15 protein-coding genes are annotated in these 15,411 nt (G+C 42.7%); 8 read left to right on the top strand and 7 right to left on the bottom strand.

What is annotated here, in order from left to right; translation table 11 throughout:
- Positions 1-64 precede the first annotated feature (64 nt).
- The 3 genes from AAEY87_RS02055 to AAEY87_RS02045 are packed head-to-tail and all read left to right on the top strand — an operon-like array spanning position 65 to position 3,346.
- Entirely contained in the window at positions 65-1,342 is a 1,278-nt protein-coding gene (locus AAEY87_RS02055; protein WP_350655743.1) for an efflux RND transporter periplasmic adaptor subunit, read from the top strand.
- The gene (locus AAEY87_RS02050; RefSeq protein ID WP_350655742.1) at positions 1,339-2,562 is read left to right on the top strand and encodes an ABC transporter permease; all 1,224 of its coding nucleotides are present in this window, start codon (positions 1,339-1,341) and stop codon (positions 2,560-2,562) included. The genes AAEY87_RS02055 and AAEY87_RS02050 overlap by 4 nt, the downstream gene beginning before the upstream one ends.
- A gap of 28 nt (positions 2,563-2,590) precedes the next feature.
- On the top strand, positions 2,591-3,346 hold the full coding sequence (locus tag AAEY87_RS02045; RefSeq protein ID WP_350655741.1) for an ABC transporter ATP-binding protein: 756 nt from the start codon (positions 2,591-2,593) through the stop codon (positions 3,344-3,346).
- A 43-nt stretch (positions 3,347-3,389) separates the two neighbouring features.
- Here the strand turns inward: AAEY87_RS02045 and AAEY87_RS02040 are convergent, their stop codons facing one another.
- From AAEY87_RS02040 to AAEY87_RS02020, 5 genes are all read right to left on the bottom strand, one after another.
- Positions 3,390-3,974: a TetR/AcrR family transcriptional regulator gene (locus AAEY87_RS02040; protein ID WP_068035129.1), complete on the bottom strand. Its 585-nt coding sequence runs from the start codon at positions 3,972-3,974 to the stop codon at positions 3,390-3,392.
- Between the two features lie 223 nt (positions 3,975-4,197).
- The gene (gene yghU / locus AAEY87_RS02035; protein ID WP_350655965.1) at positions 4,198-5,058 is read right to left on the bottom strand and encodes a glutathione-dependent disulfide-bond oxidoreductase; all 861 of its coding nucleotides are present in this window, start codon (positions 5,056-5,058) and stop codon (positions 4,198-4,200) included.
- 163 nt (positions 5,059-5,221) lie between these two features.
- On the bottom strand, positions 5,222-5,914 hold the full coding sequence (locus AAEY87_RS02030; protein ID WP_350655740.1) for a glutathione S-transferase family protein: 693 nt from the start codon (positions 5,912-5,914) through the stop codon (positions 5,222-5,224).
- Positions 5,915-6,055: 141 nt separating this feature from the next.
- Positions 6,056-7,318, bottom strand: a complete 1,263-nt coding sequence (locus tag AAEY87_RS02025; RefSeq protein WP_350655739.1) for an MFS transporter — start codon at positions 7,316-7,318, stop codon at positions 6,056-6,058.
- A gap of 430 nt (positions 7,319-7,748) precedes the next feature.
- Positions 7,749-8,948, bottom strand: a complete 1,200-nt coding sequence (locus AAEY87_RS02020) for a sugar transporter (RefSeq protein WP_068035138.1) — start codon at positions 8,946-8,948, stop codon at positions 7,749-7,751.
- A gap of 615 nt (positions 8,949-9,563) precedes the next feature.
- Between AAEY87_RS02020 and AAEY87_RS02015 the strand changes: the two genes are divergently transcribed.
- The 5 genes from AAEY87_RS02015 to AAEY87_RS01995 all read left to right on the top strand — a co-directional run bounded on the left by AAEY87_RS02015 (position 9,564) and on the right by AAEY87_RS01995 (position 13,863).
- Positions 9,564-10,061: a hypothetical protein gene (locus AAEY87_RS02015; protein ID WP_203226492.1), complete on the top strand. Its 498-nt coding sequence runs from the start codon at positions 9,564-9,566 to the stop codon at positions 10,059-10,061.
- A 372-nt stretch (positions 10,062-10,433) separates the two neighbouring features.
- On the top strand, positions 10,434-11,081 hold the full coding sequence (locus AAEY87_RS02010) for a glutathione S-transferase (protein ID WP_350655738.1): 648 nt from the start codon (positions 10,434-10,436) through the stop codon (positions 11,079-11,081).
- Between the two features lie 198 nt (positions 11,082-11,279).
- Positions 11,280-11,993 (top strand): DarT1-associated NADAR antitoxin family protein, encoded by a 714-nt coding sequence (locus tag AAEY87_RS02005; protein ID WP_350655737.1) that lies wholly within the window; start codon positions 11,280-11,282, stop codon positions 11,991-11,993.
- A gap of 361 nt (positions 11,994-12,354) precedes the next feature.
- Positions 12,355-13,347 (top strand): 23S rRNA pseudouridine(2604) synthase RluF, encoded by a 993-nt coding sequence (gene rluF, locus AAEY87_RS02000; RefSeq protein ID WP_350655736.1) that lies wholly within the window; start codon positions 12,355-12,357, stop codon positions 13,345-13,347.
- 78 nt (positions 13,348-13,425) lie between these two features.
- Entirely contained in the window at positions 13,426-13,863 is a 438-nt protein-coding gene (locus AAEY87_RS01995) for an SRPBCC family protein (protein WP_350655735.1), read from the top strand.
- 93 nt (positions 13,864-13,956) lie between these two features.
- On the opposite strand, the gene AAEY87_RS01990 is transcribed toward AAEY87_RS01995, so the two are convergent.
- The gene (locus AAEY87_RS01990) at positions 13,957-14,274 is read right to left on the bottom strand and encodes a DUF1244 domain-containing protein (RefSeq protein WP_350655734.1); all 318 of its coding nucleotides are present in this window, start codon (positions 14,272-14,274) and stop codon (positions 13,957-13,959) included.
- A 330-nt stretch (positions 14,275-14,604) separates the two neighbouring features.
- Positions 14,605-15,132 (bottom strand): peroxiredoxin, encoded by a 528-nt coding sequence (locus AAEY87_RS01985; RefSeq protein ID WP_350655733.1) that lies wholly within the window; start codon positions 15,130-15,132, stop codon positions 14,605-14,607.
- Positions 15,133-15,411: the final 279 nt, after the last annotated feature.

The raw sequence follows: 15,411 nt of genomic DNA, 5'->3' as shown, positions 1-15,411 counted from the left end.
TGTTTATGTATAAGCTACTTTGCCTATCGATATAACCACTTTTAATTTGAACTGGAGAAACCTATTGCGCGCTGTCAACTATAAGTATGTGATTGTTATCGTACTGCTGATGCTTGCAGTTGGTTTTGTGATATTCCGTTGGTGGCGAGGGCCGTTGTTGCCTAGTTACAGCGTCTCATCCATGCCACTGGTACAGACGGTGGTAGCGACCGGACGTGTAGTGACGACGTCACGTACTCAAGTGGGCAGTGAAGTAACTGGTGTGGTACTTGAGCGCTTGGTACAAGAAGGTGATCAAGTTGCGAAGGGTGATCTATTGCTGGTACTAAATTCAGATGGCGTTGCTGCTCAAGTACGTCAAGCTGAGGCTGAGTTGGCTGAACTTATAACTAGTACACGACCACAAGCCGTAGTGGATTTGTCCAAAGCGAAAGTGCAGCTAGCACAAGCTCGTCGTAACGTAGCACGTCGGCGCGAACTGGCAGCGATTTCGGCAATCTCAGATGAAGAGATGGAGCAAGCAGAGCAGGCAGAAGATCAGGCTCGTAATGATCTCGAAGCAGCACGCTTGCGAGCAGAAGCATTAGCATCTGGCGGCGTTGAGGAGGTTTTACTACGTGAGCGTATCGCGGCCTTGCAAGCGCAACTTGATAAAACTGAAGTACGTAGCGAGGTATCAGGGACGGTATTAACTCGAGATGTAGAGCCTGGTGATTTGGTGCAGCCTGGTCGAACTTTATTTACTATTGCGCTCGATGGTAGTACGGAGATTGAGGTGCCGCTTGATGAGCGCAACTTATCACGGCTAGCATTGCAGCAAAGTGCGATAGGAGTCACTGATGCTTATCCAGACAAACCTTTTCCTGCTCGTATTAACTTCATTGCACCAAGCATTGACTCACAGCGCGGTACAGTCGAGGTTAGATTAAACGTTGATCCAGTGCCTCAATTCTTGCGCCAAGACATGACGGTATCGGTAAACATCGAAACAGGTCGCCGCGAGCAAGCGCTAGTGATTCCAAACGATGCTTTAGCGAATGTCCAAGAAGATAATGCCCAAGTACTGCTATTGCATAATGGCAAAGTACAACGGCAGAAGGTAACTTTAGGCCTGCGTGGCTTGGCAATGTCCGAAGTTATCGAGGGTTTAAACGTTGGCGATCAAGTATTAGTTGATGCAACTTCATCATTGGCTGATGGCGCGCGAGTACGCACTGAAGTACAAGAAACCCCATTCTCTGAAAGTAGCAATTATTTAAATAGCATTGACTCAAATATCAGTGCTCCAACTGACAATAATAATTCAACTACCCGTAATGAACCAGCGGTGAAATTAAATTGAAAAATTTCTTCGGGCGACTATGGATTGAAGCAACCATTGCGATGAGTTTTTTGCGCGAGGGGCGTGCGCAGTCGTTAATGATTACCGTAGGCGTAGCAGTGGGTGTGGCTGTTATCATCTTTATTACGGCTCTGGTTCAAGGGTTACAGTCTAATCTTATCGAAAACACCTTGGGCACTCAGGCGCATATCCGTTTGTTGTCACCGGATGAAGTCAATCGGGTGATTCCGCCTAAAGCTGGTACTGTACAGCTGGTACAAGAAGATAAACGCCCACAGCGACTACGATCAATCAATAACTGGCAGCAGGTAACGACGACTTTGGATCAGCTGCCATTATTGACGGCAGTATCACCGACGGTATCAGGGCCAGCATTTGTCCGTCGCGGTGATGCATTAGAGGCGGTAGCACTTGTTGGTACCGACCTTGAACGTTACCAGAAGATCATTCCGCTGGAAGATTATCTCATTAGTGGCGAGCTGCGAGTAGGCGCTGATGATGTCCTGATTGGCAGTGAATTGGCAAAAAACCTAGGGGTACAAGTAGGTAGTAAGCTGCGCATAGAAACTGGACAGCAGAATAGTGCAGTGGTAAATATCGTCGGTATATTTGACTTAGGTGTACGTGAGTTAGATGCACGCTATGTCTACTTAGATCTGAAGCAGGCACAATCACTACTCAGTCTCCCAGGCGGGGTCACCGTAATTGATTTAACTGTCGCAGATATCTTTGCGGCAGAAGACATCGCCGCGCAGGTAGGTCGCTTGACCTCATTGCAAGCAGAGAGCTGGATTGAGACCAACTCGCAACTGATGAATGCGCTTTCCGCACAAAGCCTATCTACCAATATGATTATTGTCTTCGTTGCTATCTCGGTAGCCTTTGGCATTGCGAGTGTGCTGTCCGTCAGCGTTGTACAGCGCACTCGAGAGATTGGTATTTTACGTGCAACTGGCGCTACCCGTCAGCAAATTTTACGAATTTTTCTGATTCAGGGTGCAGTCTTTGGTTTACTCGGATCAATGCTAGGTAGCGTGGCCAGTTACGCTCTAGTATGGGTGTTTAATACTTTTGGACCAGGTTTATTTTATATTCCAGTGTCTGCAAACTTAATCATGCTGGCAATGTTACTAGCGACGCTCACTGGTATTCTGGCTGCTACGATACCATCACGTCGAGCCGCTGCTCTGGATCCAGTAGTGGCTATTCGCTATGTTTAATCACATGCCCAATCATGAGTCCAATACTATGTCTGACAATACATCTAATAACTTTCATAATTCTCATAACATTCATAACTCTAATAACCCTCATGAAGTCCTACGTTTAGAGGCGTTGAAAAAATCTTATAATATTGGTCAGCCTAACGAGATTGAGGTATTGCATGGCATTGACTTACGCATTGATAAACATGACTTTGCTGCGCTGATTGGTCCCTCTGGCTCTGGGAAAAGTACGTTGCTAAACGTGCTTGGTTTGCTCGATAAGCCGACCAGTGGTGAGCTCTATCTGTTAGGTCAGGCCACTAGTAATATGGATGATGCTGGACGTACTGCCTTGCGAGGCCATAGTATTGGTTTTGTCTTTCAGTTTCATCACCTCATTCAGGCGTTTACAGCGTTAGACAATGTGTTGATGCCACTGATGCTGACTAAAGGTCGCCCAGATAAGTTGGCGATACAAAAAGCAGGTGACTTGCTGGCTGCGGTTGGGCTGGAGAAGTTTGCTGATACCAAACCGAACGAGCTTTCGGGTGGTCAACAGCAGCGAGTAGCCATTGCAAGAGCACTTATAACGGAACCTGCGCTATTATTAGCTGACGAACCGACTGGTAATCTAGATACAGTTACAGCTGCTGAAGTGTTTGAGCTGTTCCGTAAGGTCAATCGCGAACACGATTGTGGCGTGCTGCTAGTCACTCATGATCCACGTCTGTCGGCTTCCTGTGATCGCACCATCAATCTGGTAGATGGGCTGATTGAAAGTGATGCTTTGAATGGATAAACGCTAAATAAGATTAGTGGATACCTTATTAAAAAATACCTTATTAAAGAATACCTTCGAATATACCATCAATGTACTTTTCTACCGCATCCGTATCACTGCTGACTTGCGCATAAGTTCTTAAACCCATTACCTGAATTTGAAAGTAGCGAGCCAGTTCAGCTGGATCTTTATTACTACTAATTTCACCATTATCAATGGCTTGTTGAAAAGTCTTAACAAAAGAGGATTCAACACGTTCTAAAATGCTTGTTGCGTGATTAAGCAAATCTGGACTATCGTTTTGCGTGAGCTCACCGATAGTTTTGACCACCATACACATGCCGCTAGGTGCAGTGCCTTTACTACAGACAGTGACGCTATGAATGAAGCGCTTTAGGCCAGCAAGCACTGTTTTTTCTTGGGCAATACTATTGGCGAGATTCGCAGCACCTTCTTCCGCATATCGATTTAATGCCTCTTTAAACAAATTGTCTTTATTACCAAAAGCGGCATAGATACTACCGGGGCGCATATCAACGACATCTTGCAGATTTCTCATAGAGGTAGCGTGATAGCCCTTTTCCCAATAGAGGTTTTTGGCTTTTTCAATGACATCATCACGATTAAACTTCGCTTGTGCACTCATAATTTTCACCTTAAAAGCTAGTATCTTATTAAAGATATGAGCTTATTAAAAATATAGTCTTAAAATCTGGAAAACCAAGTCACACTAATATTATTGGTAGCATTAATCCTAAACAACAAAAGCATAACCATTATAACGTGCTGTTAGGATAATTTTTTCTTGCGTGCTGTAGCTAGTCGCTGCAAAAAACTTATCCTAGCAGCCCTGTATTGGTGAGAACCAGTTACTCTGGTTTTAGTGCCAACACTTTATCGATATCTGTCGCACTATGGCGATTTTCCAGCTGTTCCCATTCTTCACCGTGAGTACGGTTAACGATGCGGCCACGTTGTACGGCTGGTCGCGCTAAGATGGCTTTTGCCCAGCGCTGCACATGGGTGTAATCATCGACTTGCAAAAAGTCCTTTGCCTCATACTGATTGCCTAAGACTAAATTGCCATACCAAGGCCAAGTGGCAATGTCAGCGATACTATACTCATCACCAGCAATAAATTCATTTTTTGCCAATTGCTTATCGAGAACGTCTAACTGGCGCTTGGTTTCCATTGTAAAGCGATTGATGGCATATTCAAACTTTTCGGGTGCATAAGCGTAAAAATGCCCGAAACCGCCCCCTAAGTAGGGCGCAGAACCATGTAACCAGAATAACCAGTTAAAGACTTGGGTACGTTTGCTGCCTTTTTCAGGTAACAAGACCCCAAATCTTTCAGCAAGATAAACTAAAATAGAAGCAGATTCAAATACCGCTTCAGGCTCAGTGCCAGAGTAATCAACGAAAGCTGGAATTTTAGAGTTAGGATTGATATCTACAAAGCCTGATGAAAACTGATCGCCTTCGCCAATATTAATCATATGGGCGTCATATTCTGCGTCTTTGCCTAATGCTAATAACTCTTCTAGCATGATAGTGACTTTTTGACCGTTAGGCGTGCCCATTGAGTACAGTTGCAAAGCATGTTTGCCTACTGGTAATTCTTTCTCATGGGTAGCACCTGAAACGGGGCGATTCACACTGGCCCACTTACCGCCACTCTCTGCATCATGCGTCCAAATTTTTGGGGGTACATATTGGTTTTCCATTATTATTCCTATTTTTATGTTCGGGGTTATTGCTGTAGTTAGGTCTCTTAAAAGAGATGCAGCGAGACTGGAATAAATTTTTTGCAGCATCGAGCGGCATAGGCACAGCACGCAAGAAAAATTTGTACCAGTATCGCGTATTCTTCCAGTGTATCTATTTTATTTATTAACTATTATATTCAGTGTTTTTCGCAAAGTTTTGTGGATAGAGGGCGCGTGCAGCTGCGTCATCAAAATCGGATTTGAACTGAATGTCTTTAGCAATATTGCGAGCCTTATCTACAGCAGGACGAGCGTTTATACTAGCAAACCAACGTTTAAGATTAGGGTAGTTGTCTAACCCTTCTTCGCCCAAGACAAACGTTGCCTTATCGACCCAGCCCCAAGCGGAGATATCCGCAATAGAATAGTCGTTACCAACCAGATATTCACGGCCTTCCATATGCTTATCTAGCACTTCGTAATGACGCTCAGCCTCACGAAGATAGCGATTGATCGCATAAGGTATTTTTTCGGGTGCTTTATGTCTAAAGTGCACGGATTGACCAGAAAATGGGCCTAAGCCGGTCGCGACAAACATTAGCCATGAGAGCATTTCACCTCGATCTTCAGCCTTTCCTGCAAGCTGGCCTGTTTTTTCAGCCAAGTACATCAAAATAGCCGTCGAATCAAAGACACGGTTTCCATCATCTTCGATAGCTGGGGTTTTACCATTCGGATTAATCGCGCGATATTCAGGCGTATGTTGCTCACCTTTCATGGTATCTATTGGCATTAATTCGTACGCTAAACCCGTCTCCATTAAATAAAGAGCCACTTTCATAGGGTTTGGGGTTTGGTGAAAATAGAATTTAAGCATGTTGGTATCCTTAAAGGGCTCAAAAGGTTTAGGTATTAGTCTTACAACCACTATAAACAAAAATGAACGACCGTTCAAGTATAGTTTGAGTAGTCGTTCATGTCATTGAAGTCAAATACAAAAGGACTCTTACTAAGCAGACTAAGCAGATTTTTGTGGCTTTAATAATAAAGCAAGTCCAATCGCTACAAAGGCTGCAATGCCAGACATCATATAACTGATGCTAAAGTCTCCCGTGATTTCTGCGAGATAGCCTGCTGCCACTGGCCCAAGAGCCTGTCCGCCTGAAAAGGCAAACGTCAGGGCTGCGAGCGCACTTGCGGCCGCTGCAGGCCCGAAATAATCGCCAGCAGAGGCCGCCATAATGACAGGGACGCTCCAAACTACTAAGCCAAACAAGATAATTGACAAGTAAAGCCCTAAAGTCCAATCAGTCAATCCAACCAGCAGATAAGCAATGGCAAGGAAGAAAAAAGCCAGCGCGAGCCCAAGGCGTCTGCCAATATGGTCAGAAATCCAGCCAAACAACATGCCTGAAAAGACACTCAGCAGACCAATCCACGCCCAAATACCGCCCGCAGTCGCTTCACTCAGTTGATATGATCCAACCATGCTGGTCACAATAAAGGTCACGTAAACCATATAAGTGGCGCCATAAATGGCAAAAATGATACCCAAATGTACGAGCAGTTTGACGTTACTACGTTCTAGCTTTTTCTTATTTTTGACAGGTGAGGTGGGCAGACGTCCAAAGGGATTTTGATTAACATCATCTGGATGATTGCGAATCAAAGTGAAGGTAAGCCAAGCCACTATGACATTAATAACTGCAAAAATGAGCCAACCCGTCTGCCAAGACAATAGACCAAAGATGGGTAAGAGTTTTGGTACCACGAAGCCCGATAGAATAATGCCAAACCCAGGGCCAGCCATGACCAGTCCCAAGGCGAGCCCACGATGTGAAGGGAAAAACCAGTGCGACATAACACTCATCATTGGTAAGACCACGCCACCGCTACCAATGCCAGTCAATACGTAAAGCGCGCAGAGTAGGGGAAAGCTGGTGGTAAAAGCCATACCAAGCATAGAGAGGGCGATTAAAAGCAGGCTGGCAGTACCAGTAATTCGAGTACCAAATCGAGGTATGATTAGCGGGCTTAAAAGAACGGCAACCAGATATCCTATCAGGTTAGTGAAGCCCAATATTCCGCTTTGGGTATAATTTAATCCCAAAGAAGAAGACATTGATGGTAGCAACATACCAAATGCAAATCGTCCTAAGCCAAGTCCACAGAACATCGCTATAGAGCCTGTAGCGGCTACAATCCAAGCATAATTTAACCCGCCTAGTCTGAGAGGAGGAGTGCTACCTTGGTCTTCTTGTTGAATGATTTCATCATGCATCACGAAGCTCCGACAAGTCGAAGCATTTGAAAGTTCGTGATGCCCGTCATAATTGTATTTAGGCCGAAGAAGAATACTTCCCTGTTGCAAGTTTTATCCATTTTACACTCATCCTTTTGTGCTTAATTCTTATAGGTCTTTCATCGACTGTTGCATGATATTGACATAAATAGCTTTCGCTCCTTGCTTAGTTACTTATGTCAGTTAGGCTATTCCAATCAGCTTTTTTGATATGGCAATCGATTATATTTCTATCCAATAGAAACGAGTATAACTTTACCTGAACGTTCGTTCAATTGGTATTTGACTAGATTACTGAAATGATTTTACAAGTAGCTCTATTAAAGAAAATGCCAGCTCATTTAAATGGCTGGCATTTTGACTGTTACTTTTTAACATCGTCTTTTTAGCTACAACTTTAGCCTTTTATCTAACCGAGTCTTCTACTTAACTCAGGAAAGCGTTTTATCATAAACAGCATCAGTAGTAATGCCATAACAGCGATAGCTGCCCCAACATAGCCCACGCTTGATAGCGAGAGATGCGTCACTGCATAACCTCCAAATAGCGCACCTGTACCAATCCCTAAATTGATAATACCTGAGAACATCGACATCAGCATGTCTTGCGCATTAACATCGACCATGATGACTTTAGCCTGCATGGAGATAATAAGCAGCATAAGTGCAGCTCCCCAGAGTAACGCATTCATACTGAGCGCCCATATCGACGTTACTACAAGCGACAAAGTGAGCATAGACAGTAGCATCAGTATCGTCGATATCAGCATTAGCCTAGTATTAAATCTATCACCCCAACGACTGAATATCACACTACCTGCAATCCCCGCGACACCGAATAAGAGCAGGACAAAAGTAGCCGAGTTTTCACTGACTGAACCGACCTGACGCATGAAAGGTTCGATATAAGAGTAAGCAGTATAGTGCGCTGTAAAGACCAGTAGGATGAGTAAATACAGGCAGACCAATAACGGGTTTTTCAGCAGTTCTGGAATTTTTCTAAATGAGCCTTCAAACATGCTCGGCAATGTTGGCAACAGTCTCATTTGCAGCACAAATACGATAAAGGCAATACCGCCAATACCGCCAAATGTCGCGCGCCAGCCAAACCATTGACCGACCAAGCGACCCAAAGGCACACCTAGCACCATCGCTAATGAGGTACCCGTCGCAAGTACGCTAAGTGCCAGTGCTTTTTTGCCTTCAGGCGCCACACGTATGGCAATCGCCGCCGTGATGGACCAAAATATCGCATGTGATAGTGCAATCCCAACTCGGCTAATGAGCAGCACATCAAAGCTCCACGCAAATACTGACAATACATGACTGGCAATAAATACCGCAAACAAGCCTAAGAGTAAGCTTTTACGCTCAAAGCGACTGGTCAGCAGCATCAGTGGCAATGACATAGCAGCGACGATCCAAGCGTAGAGCGTTAACATCCATCCAGTCTCAGCTGTAGTAATAGAAAAGTCTTGAGCAATGTCGCTTAATAAGGCGACAGGGACAAATTCTGTGGTATTCATGATAAAGGCACTGACGCCCATCAAAAACACTTGAAAATACTGAGTCCGGCGAGCATTTGAGCTCGCCTTAAGGTTGTGTTTCATAAGATCCAATACAAAAAAGGTATTAATATAAAAGGAGGGTTAGCCAATAGTAGGGTCAAACATATTTGGTAATAAAAGTCTTTAACGATATAAGAGTGGCGAGGCAAGATACCAAGTCAAGGGCATTAGTGAAAGGGCTTTTTTGATAATGATTGTTAATAAGTGGTTTAGCGTTAGATGGTCAGTTCGAAATAAAATTGATACATCAATAATGTCGTGCTACTGGTATAAATTTTACTTGCTTGCTATGTCGTTGCAGCCAGAGGCTGCGCAAAACATATCCCAGCAGCACTGTATCGGTTTTAAAGCGAATCGGCTATATGTTACGGACTAACAATAATTCTAAAAAAGAAGCACACATATTAGTATTTATTTACTCTCATCTGATATGCTATCATCATTCAACAAACTATCGTGGGTTTAACAGTTTTGTATTGCCAATCGCTACTGCCAATTATCATAATTGCAATTATTGGCGACGTACAAACCTTGCAACTTCCAGCACGATATAAAACAATCCTGGTAAAGCGCATGAGCCTGTACTCCGACATCCTCATTTGTGCCTGATTTTATACTTTTTTGTCGGAGTTATAGGAATCTAAGGTGTTCAATATCATGAGCCACTCTACTAATCAATCCAAATATACTCGCCGTTATCATCCGCGTCATCCTTTAGCACAATATGCTATTACTCAAATAGACACGCTTGAACTGCGTGCGCAAGATATTGTAAAAATTATGGGTTACCCTCTAAAGCATACCATACCCGCCTGTGAGCGCCTGCGTCATGTATTGTCGAATAAACATCTTGGGCTTGATGGTAGTTATATTGATAAATGCTTTACGGCTGAGGAGTTTCTAGTAAAGCTTTTCTTAATACTTGATATACCTTATGAGCCATTCGTAGAAGATATCGCCCAGATTAAATATCAGTTGGCGCATTTACCTAATTATTCACCCAAATATAGCTTACCGTCAGACGTTGGTTTTAGGTTTAATAGTGTACATTGGATGTCTCGTGATGCTACTAAGGATTATAAGTTGATTGTTGAGCAGAAGAGTGCGGAGATTGATAAAGTGGAGCGTAAACTGGCAAAAGCCAGCGGTGCTTAAGAAGAAGTACTTAAAGTTTTTTTAGTCGTAAACAGCGAATTTTTAAACATATCAACATAGCATAGCCTCACTATTATAGTGGGGCTTTTTTTTACCAACTGCTTTCTAATATATTATGATTAATGGCTTACTACTAGCTTGGCTTCGGGTCTTCGATTGCAATTTACTAGAGCTTAACCTGTTAGAGTTTGGATAGAGCAAAGGAGTTCTAACATGGGGGTAATATAATCATCATTGAAGGCAAGTGTTCGCGTTGTTATCATGAGCAGTAAAGGTGTTGTCTCTATGATTTAGCATAGAATATGGTAAATAGTAAGATAATAGCCTTCATTTCTGACGTCACTCATCTCGATTCAACTGAGAAAAACATCTATGACTGCTTCATTACCTCTTTTGTACTCTTTTCGCCGCTGCCCATACGCCATACGTGCTAGGCTTGGCATCTTGTTTGCTGAGCAGCAAGTAGAGCTGCGGGAGATAGTACTAAAGAACAAGCCATCACAGATGGTAGCGATTAGCCCAAAAGGTACTGTACCTGTTCTACAGCTTACTGATGGTAAAGTGATTGAAGAAAGTAGAGAGATAATGGAGTGGGCGCTTGAGCAGAAAGATCCGCAAGGGTTGCTTGATGCTGAGATTTTATCTCAGGCCAATGCGCTGATCGATAAAAATGATAATGACTTTAAGCATTGGCTGGATCGCTATAAATATGCTGACCGTCATTTGGAGATGACCCAAAAAGAGTATCGGCTACAGGGTGAAGAGTTTTTACAGGTTTTAGAAGAGTTGTTGAGTAATAAACATTACTTACTTGGAGATAAGGTAACCATTGCCGATATTGGCATCATGCCTTTTGTCCGTCAATTCGCCCATGTAGATCGCGATGTTTTTTACAGTCTGTCTTACCCAAATTTGCAGCGTTGGCTACAACACTGGCTGGAGCATCCACTCTTTTTGCAAGCGATGACCAAGTTTCAACCTTGGCAAGAAGAAGATGAGGAAGTGGTTTTTTCAGCTTAGCAATTAGCGCTTAAACCTTAGTAGTCCTTATTATGATTTAGTATCGCATTGAGTGTACTATTCCAAGCCTTAGTCAGATTATAATGTATTTAAATCACTGCTTATTTAAACGCTATTTATGTAAGATCCGCTATCAAAGAACATTTATACAAAACTATTGATATAATGCCCATCGCTATGAAATAAAGACTATAAATTATGGAACAAAGTAAAAACGCTGTAGAGCAAAAACCCGTATTTATGCCTAGAGTCAACAGTGACAATCTGGTAAAAACGGACATGGTTAGGTTTGAGCGGCATGTGGGGTTTGCCAGTCGCCAAAAGAAAAAATCCATCAATGACCTGCATCAAGTCATTCGCAAAAAATATGGTTTCAGTCACGTCTTAGAGCTATCTAGTAAGTCTGGCAATAAGTTAAGCTTTTTGCTGAGTCCACTCAGCTTACAGCTCACTGATGAGCATAATGGCGGGCAGTATAGTGTCGAAAACATCTTTCAGGCCAGTAAGGTTTTTGAACAGGGTGGTCCCTATACTGACTTGCTAACGGCGCCGCCAAGACAAGCCAAAAAAGACGAGCGCTTACACGACTCAGGTCAGCTTATTAGCTACAATGATTTTGGTGTGGAGTGGGGTATTGAGCCACTAACCGCGTTTTATGATTGGCTTTATATCAATGCACTAAAGCAAAACTCTCAGCTACATGAGGAGGTTATGCAATATCAAGCCTTTACCGATATTGAGTTTAATCCAAAAAAGTCTATCCATTGTGCGGCTTATTCGCTGGCGATGTTTGTGGCGCTCAGTAAGCGAGAGTTGCTCGGTAATGTTGAAGATCCAGGAACGTTTTACGATCTACATACTGAGTTTAAACTGAGTAATACAGAGCATCTTTTGGAAGATGGGTGGTTTTGATAGTGAACCGTCCCAAGATTGTCGAAGACGAAACATTCTGAGTTAATACGAAAATATTGGGGCGGTTTAAAATGAAAGATCTGCTTTCACTGCCGTTTTTCGATTAGAGAGTAGCTTCGTTTGTCCGTCCTACGTCTTTTAATTCGTATAAGCTTTTTGATCTTTTAACATCATGAAGAAGCTCTTTCAACGCCATCTCGATTTATACGATTCTGGATACATTTCTAGGTTTTTGCCCATCTCTCCTGAAATGGGCACTGACTTTCCTATATAATGTGAGCTATTTCGTTGTTGACGATCCATTCAATTTAGGCTTTTTTCTTAGCAAAGAAGGCTTTTTATTAGGTAAAAACGGTGCTTTATGTTTAACGCTTCCTCGACTCGTTTAAATAAATACATCAGCGAAAGCGGTATTTGCTCTCGAAGAGACGCTGACCGCTTTATTGAACAAGGCAATGTGTACGTCAATGGCAAGCGTGCTTCGGTGGGTGAGCAAGTGGTTGCTGGAGATACAGTAAAAGTAAACGGGCAGCTCATTGAGCCGAAAGAAGCTGATGACTTTGTTTTTATTGTATTAAATAAGCCAGTCGGCATTGTAAGCACCACGGAAAGCTCCGAGAAAAATAACATTGTTGATTTTGTCAGACATAGCGTACGTATTTTCCCGATTGGCCGTTTGGATAAAGATTCTCAGGGTTTAATCTTTTTGACCAGTAATGGCGATCTGGTTAATAAGGTATTACGTGCTGGCAATAACCATGAAAAAGAATATTTGGTGACGGTGAATAAGCCGATAACGGATAGTTTTATTGAAGGTTTAGCCGGTGGCGTGCCAATGCTTGGCAAGATGACCAAAAAATGCCCAGTGACTAAGGTCGCGCCCACCGTGTTTAACATCACGCTAGTACAAGGTTTGAATCGTCAAATTCGTCGCATGTGTGAGCATTTTGGCTATGAAGTCGTGAAGCTTGAGCGTACGCGGATTATGAATGTGAATCTTAAGGGTCTTCCAGTTGGAGATTGGCGAGATTTAACCCCAAAAGAGTTGTCTGTACTACTTAAATCTATAGAAGATTCTTCTGCCAATGCTAGTGCTCCGGCCAAGAAATCTCGTAATGCGCCACGAAAAAAACCTCGCATTGATACCTCTTCAAAGTCAAAGGCGTCTTCAAAACCAAGGGGCGCAGCAAAGGGGAATAGTAAACACCCTAAAGACGGTGCTGGAAAACCAGCGGGTTCTAAAGGTGGGCGTCCTTCTGGTTATGGTAAGAAGGCTGGGGGCAATGGCAAACCTGCAGCAAATGGCAGGCGCCCTGCAAAAGGTCGAGGGTCTAAGCGGTCTTCACGGTCGTAGGTTTTTAGAGTGTGATTGCTTCGTTCATTTTTGAAATGGCAATAAGCTAGAGAACTTTAACCTTGACGAGATAATATTATGTTTAAAATAAAAGTAGAACGTATTGTCAAAAAACCGATTGACGAGGTATTTGAAGCACTAAGTGACCATGCCAGTTATGCGTTATTTAAATCTGTAGGTGTTGCTGAGTTGTTGACTGAAGGTGATGAAGAGCGCAATGGCACTGGCGCTTTACGAACGGTACAAACCGGAGCCTTTAAAGTATGGGAGCGAATTACTGCGTTTGAGCGTCCTATTCATATGCAATATCAAATCGAAAAAGCCAAGCCTATAAAAATGGAACACTACAAGGGCATTATTGATTTAAAAGATTTAGGGGATGGAACCACACACGTGACTTGGGTGTCTGAAGGCCGACTGGTTGTGCCACTGATCGGAGGTTTGTTTGATCGCAAAATGCAGAAACAAGGCATGATAGTTTTTAATAGTATGCTCAAGTCTTTAGAAAGCCGCTAAGTTAGCGGCAACGTTTACTTTCTATCTCAGTCTTTTAGTAGTGCCTTTTATGGTTTGATCTAAGCATAGCTCATGGAGTGCGGGCAACTCTTGTTATTCTTTATTAGTCTCGTTCTTGGCAGTTTCAATTTCATTAAAGCGTGCTAATTGCTCCGGTGTGGCTTTTTGTTGATACTTCTCTTTCCACTCAGAATAAGGCATACCATAAACAAGTTCGCGCGCATCTTCATAGTCGATTTCGATACCACGCTCTTCACCAGCCGCTTTATACCATTTGGATAAACAGTTACGACAAAAGTCTGCAAGGTTCATAAGATCGATGTTTTGTACATCTTTGCGCTCGTCTAAGTGAGCTAATAAGCGACGAAATGCAGCGGCTTCTAATTCGATGTTTGATTCTAATTTTGCCATAAATTTTGCCTCAGCGTTAATGCGTGTTTGTGGTTATGTATGGTGTCTTAAAAGCAATGGTAACCTATATACTGGTTGGCCGCCTATTACAGATGTAATAATATCAGATGATTCTCTTCTATATTTACAGTTTATCTATACTTACAACTTACTCTTCTAAGGGCTGATCAAGAGTTTGAGAGGCCATTCTTTTAAAAACCATAAAAAAACTATGTAGCCCTTATATTTAAGGGCTACATTTAAGGGCTACGCAGTTCGGCAGTTTGATAGTATTAGAGCATCTATCGATGCCTGATAACACTTAATAACAACAGTCAAGCGTCAATGTGGTTAAGCATTACTTTTCAAGTACTCTAACATAGTGTCTGCATCTGATACTTCAAATGGGTCTATTGGGCAGTTGTCGCCAAAATCAGGTTCCTTAAACACTTTTTTGATGACTTTATTGTCGACATACATCGAATAACGCCATGAGCGCATACCAAAGCCAAGATTACTCTTATCAACAAGCATACCCATTTTACGGGTGAACTCACCATTACCATCGGGAAGCAAAAAAACGTTTTCACGGTTTTGCTTTAGGCCCCATTGGTACATGACGAACGCATCATTGACAGAAATGCAAACGATTTCATCTACGCCTAACGCCTTAAACTCATTGTAAAGCTCTTCATAGCGAGGTAGATGGCTGGTCGAACATGTTGGCGTAAAGGCACCTGGTAATGAGAACACAACCACTTTTTTATTGGCAAATAACTCATCTGTGGTTAGGTCATGCCATTTGAATGGGTTGTCTCCTTCGATAGATTCATCACGAACACGAGTTTTGAAAGTCACATCAGGTACATGGGTAATCATTATTTACTCCGATTTAGGTTATTGTCTTTTTGTTTTCAAAATCCAGCATTTATATGATAATAGTTATAGTAGTTCATAAGCAAATCTTTAAGCTGATATTCACTATATAAGCTATCAAAATATATGAACCGCCCCGGGATTGTGGGAGACTCAAGCTTCTAAGAGAATACGATCATAATGGGGCGGTTTACACTACTTTTTACCAACTACACCATCTAAAAATCGACTGACAGTCTCTGATACATCTGAAAGAGGATTGAGCTATGCTGAAGAAACCGT

The organism is Psychrobacter sp. S1-30-MNA-CIBAN-0213 (assembly GCF_040309845.1).
Lineage (GTDB): Bacteria > Pseudomonadota > Gammaproteobacteria > Pseudomonadales > Moraxellaceae > Psychrobacter.
The sequence above is the reverse complement of the archived record's forward strand: the minus strand, read 5'-3'. Positions and strand labels throughout refer to the sequence as shown.

Excerpts from the sequence above, each read along its gene's own strand:
- AAEY87_RS02045 (WP_350655741.1), top strand. The coding sequence starts at position 2,591 with ATGTCTGACAATACATCTAATAACTTTCATAATTCTCATAACATTCAT.
- AAEY87_RS02040 (WP_068035129.1), bottom strand. The coding sequence starts at position 3,974 with ATGAGTGCACAAGCGAAGTTTAATCGTGATGATGTCATTGAAAAAGCC.
- AAEY87_RS02030 (WP_350655740.1), bottom strand. The coding sequence starts at position 5,914 with ATGCTTAAATTCTATTTTCACCAAACCCCAAACCCTATGAAAGTGGCT.
- AAEY87_RS02025 (WP_350655739.1), bottom strand. The coding sequence starts at position 7,318 with ATGCATGATGAAATCATTCAACAAGAAGACCAAGGTAGCACTCCTCCT.
- AAEY87_RS02020 (WP_068035138.1), bottom strand. The coding sequence starts at position 8,948 with ATGAAACACAACCTTAAGGCGAGCTCAAATGCTCGCCGGACTCAGTAT.
- AAEY87_RS02015 (WP_203226492.1), top strand. The coding sequence starts at position 9,564 with ATGAGCCACTCTACTAATCAATCCAAATATACTCGCCGTTATCATCCG.
- AAEY87_RS02010 (WP_350655738.1), top strand. The coding sequence starts at position 10,434 with ATGACTGCTTCATTACCTCTTTTGTACTCTTTTCGCCGCTGCCCATAC.
- AAEY87_RS02005 (WP_350655737.1), top strand. The coding sequence starts at position 11,280 with ATGGAACAAAGTAAAAACGCTGTAGAGCAAAAACCCGTATTTATGCCT.
- rluF (WP_350655736.1), top strand. The coding sequence starts at position 12,355 with ATGTTTAACGCTTCCTCGACTCGTTTAAATAAATACATCAGCGAAAGC.
- AAEY87_RS01995 (WP_350655735.1), top strand. The coding sequence starts at position 13,426 with ATGTTTAAAATAAAAGTAGAACGTATTGTCAAAAAACCGATTGACGAG.
- AAEY87_RS01990 (WP_350655734.1), bottom strand. The coding sequence starts at position 14,274 with ATGGCAAAATTAGAATCAAACATCGAATTAGAAGCCGCTGCATTTCGT.
- AAEY87_RS01985 (WP_350655733.1), bottom strand. The coding sequence starts at position 15,132 with ATGATTACCCATGTACCTGATGTGACTTTCAAAACTCGTGTTCGTGAT.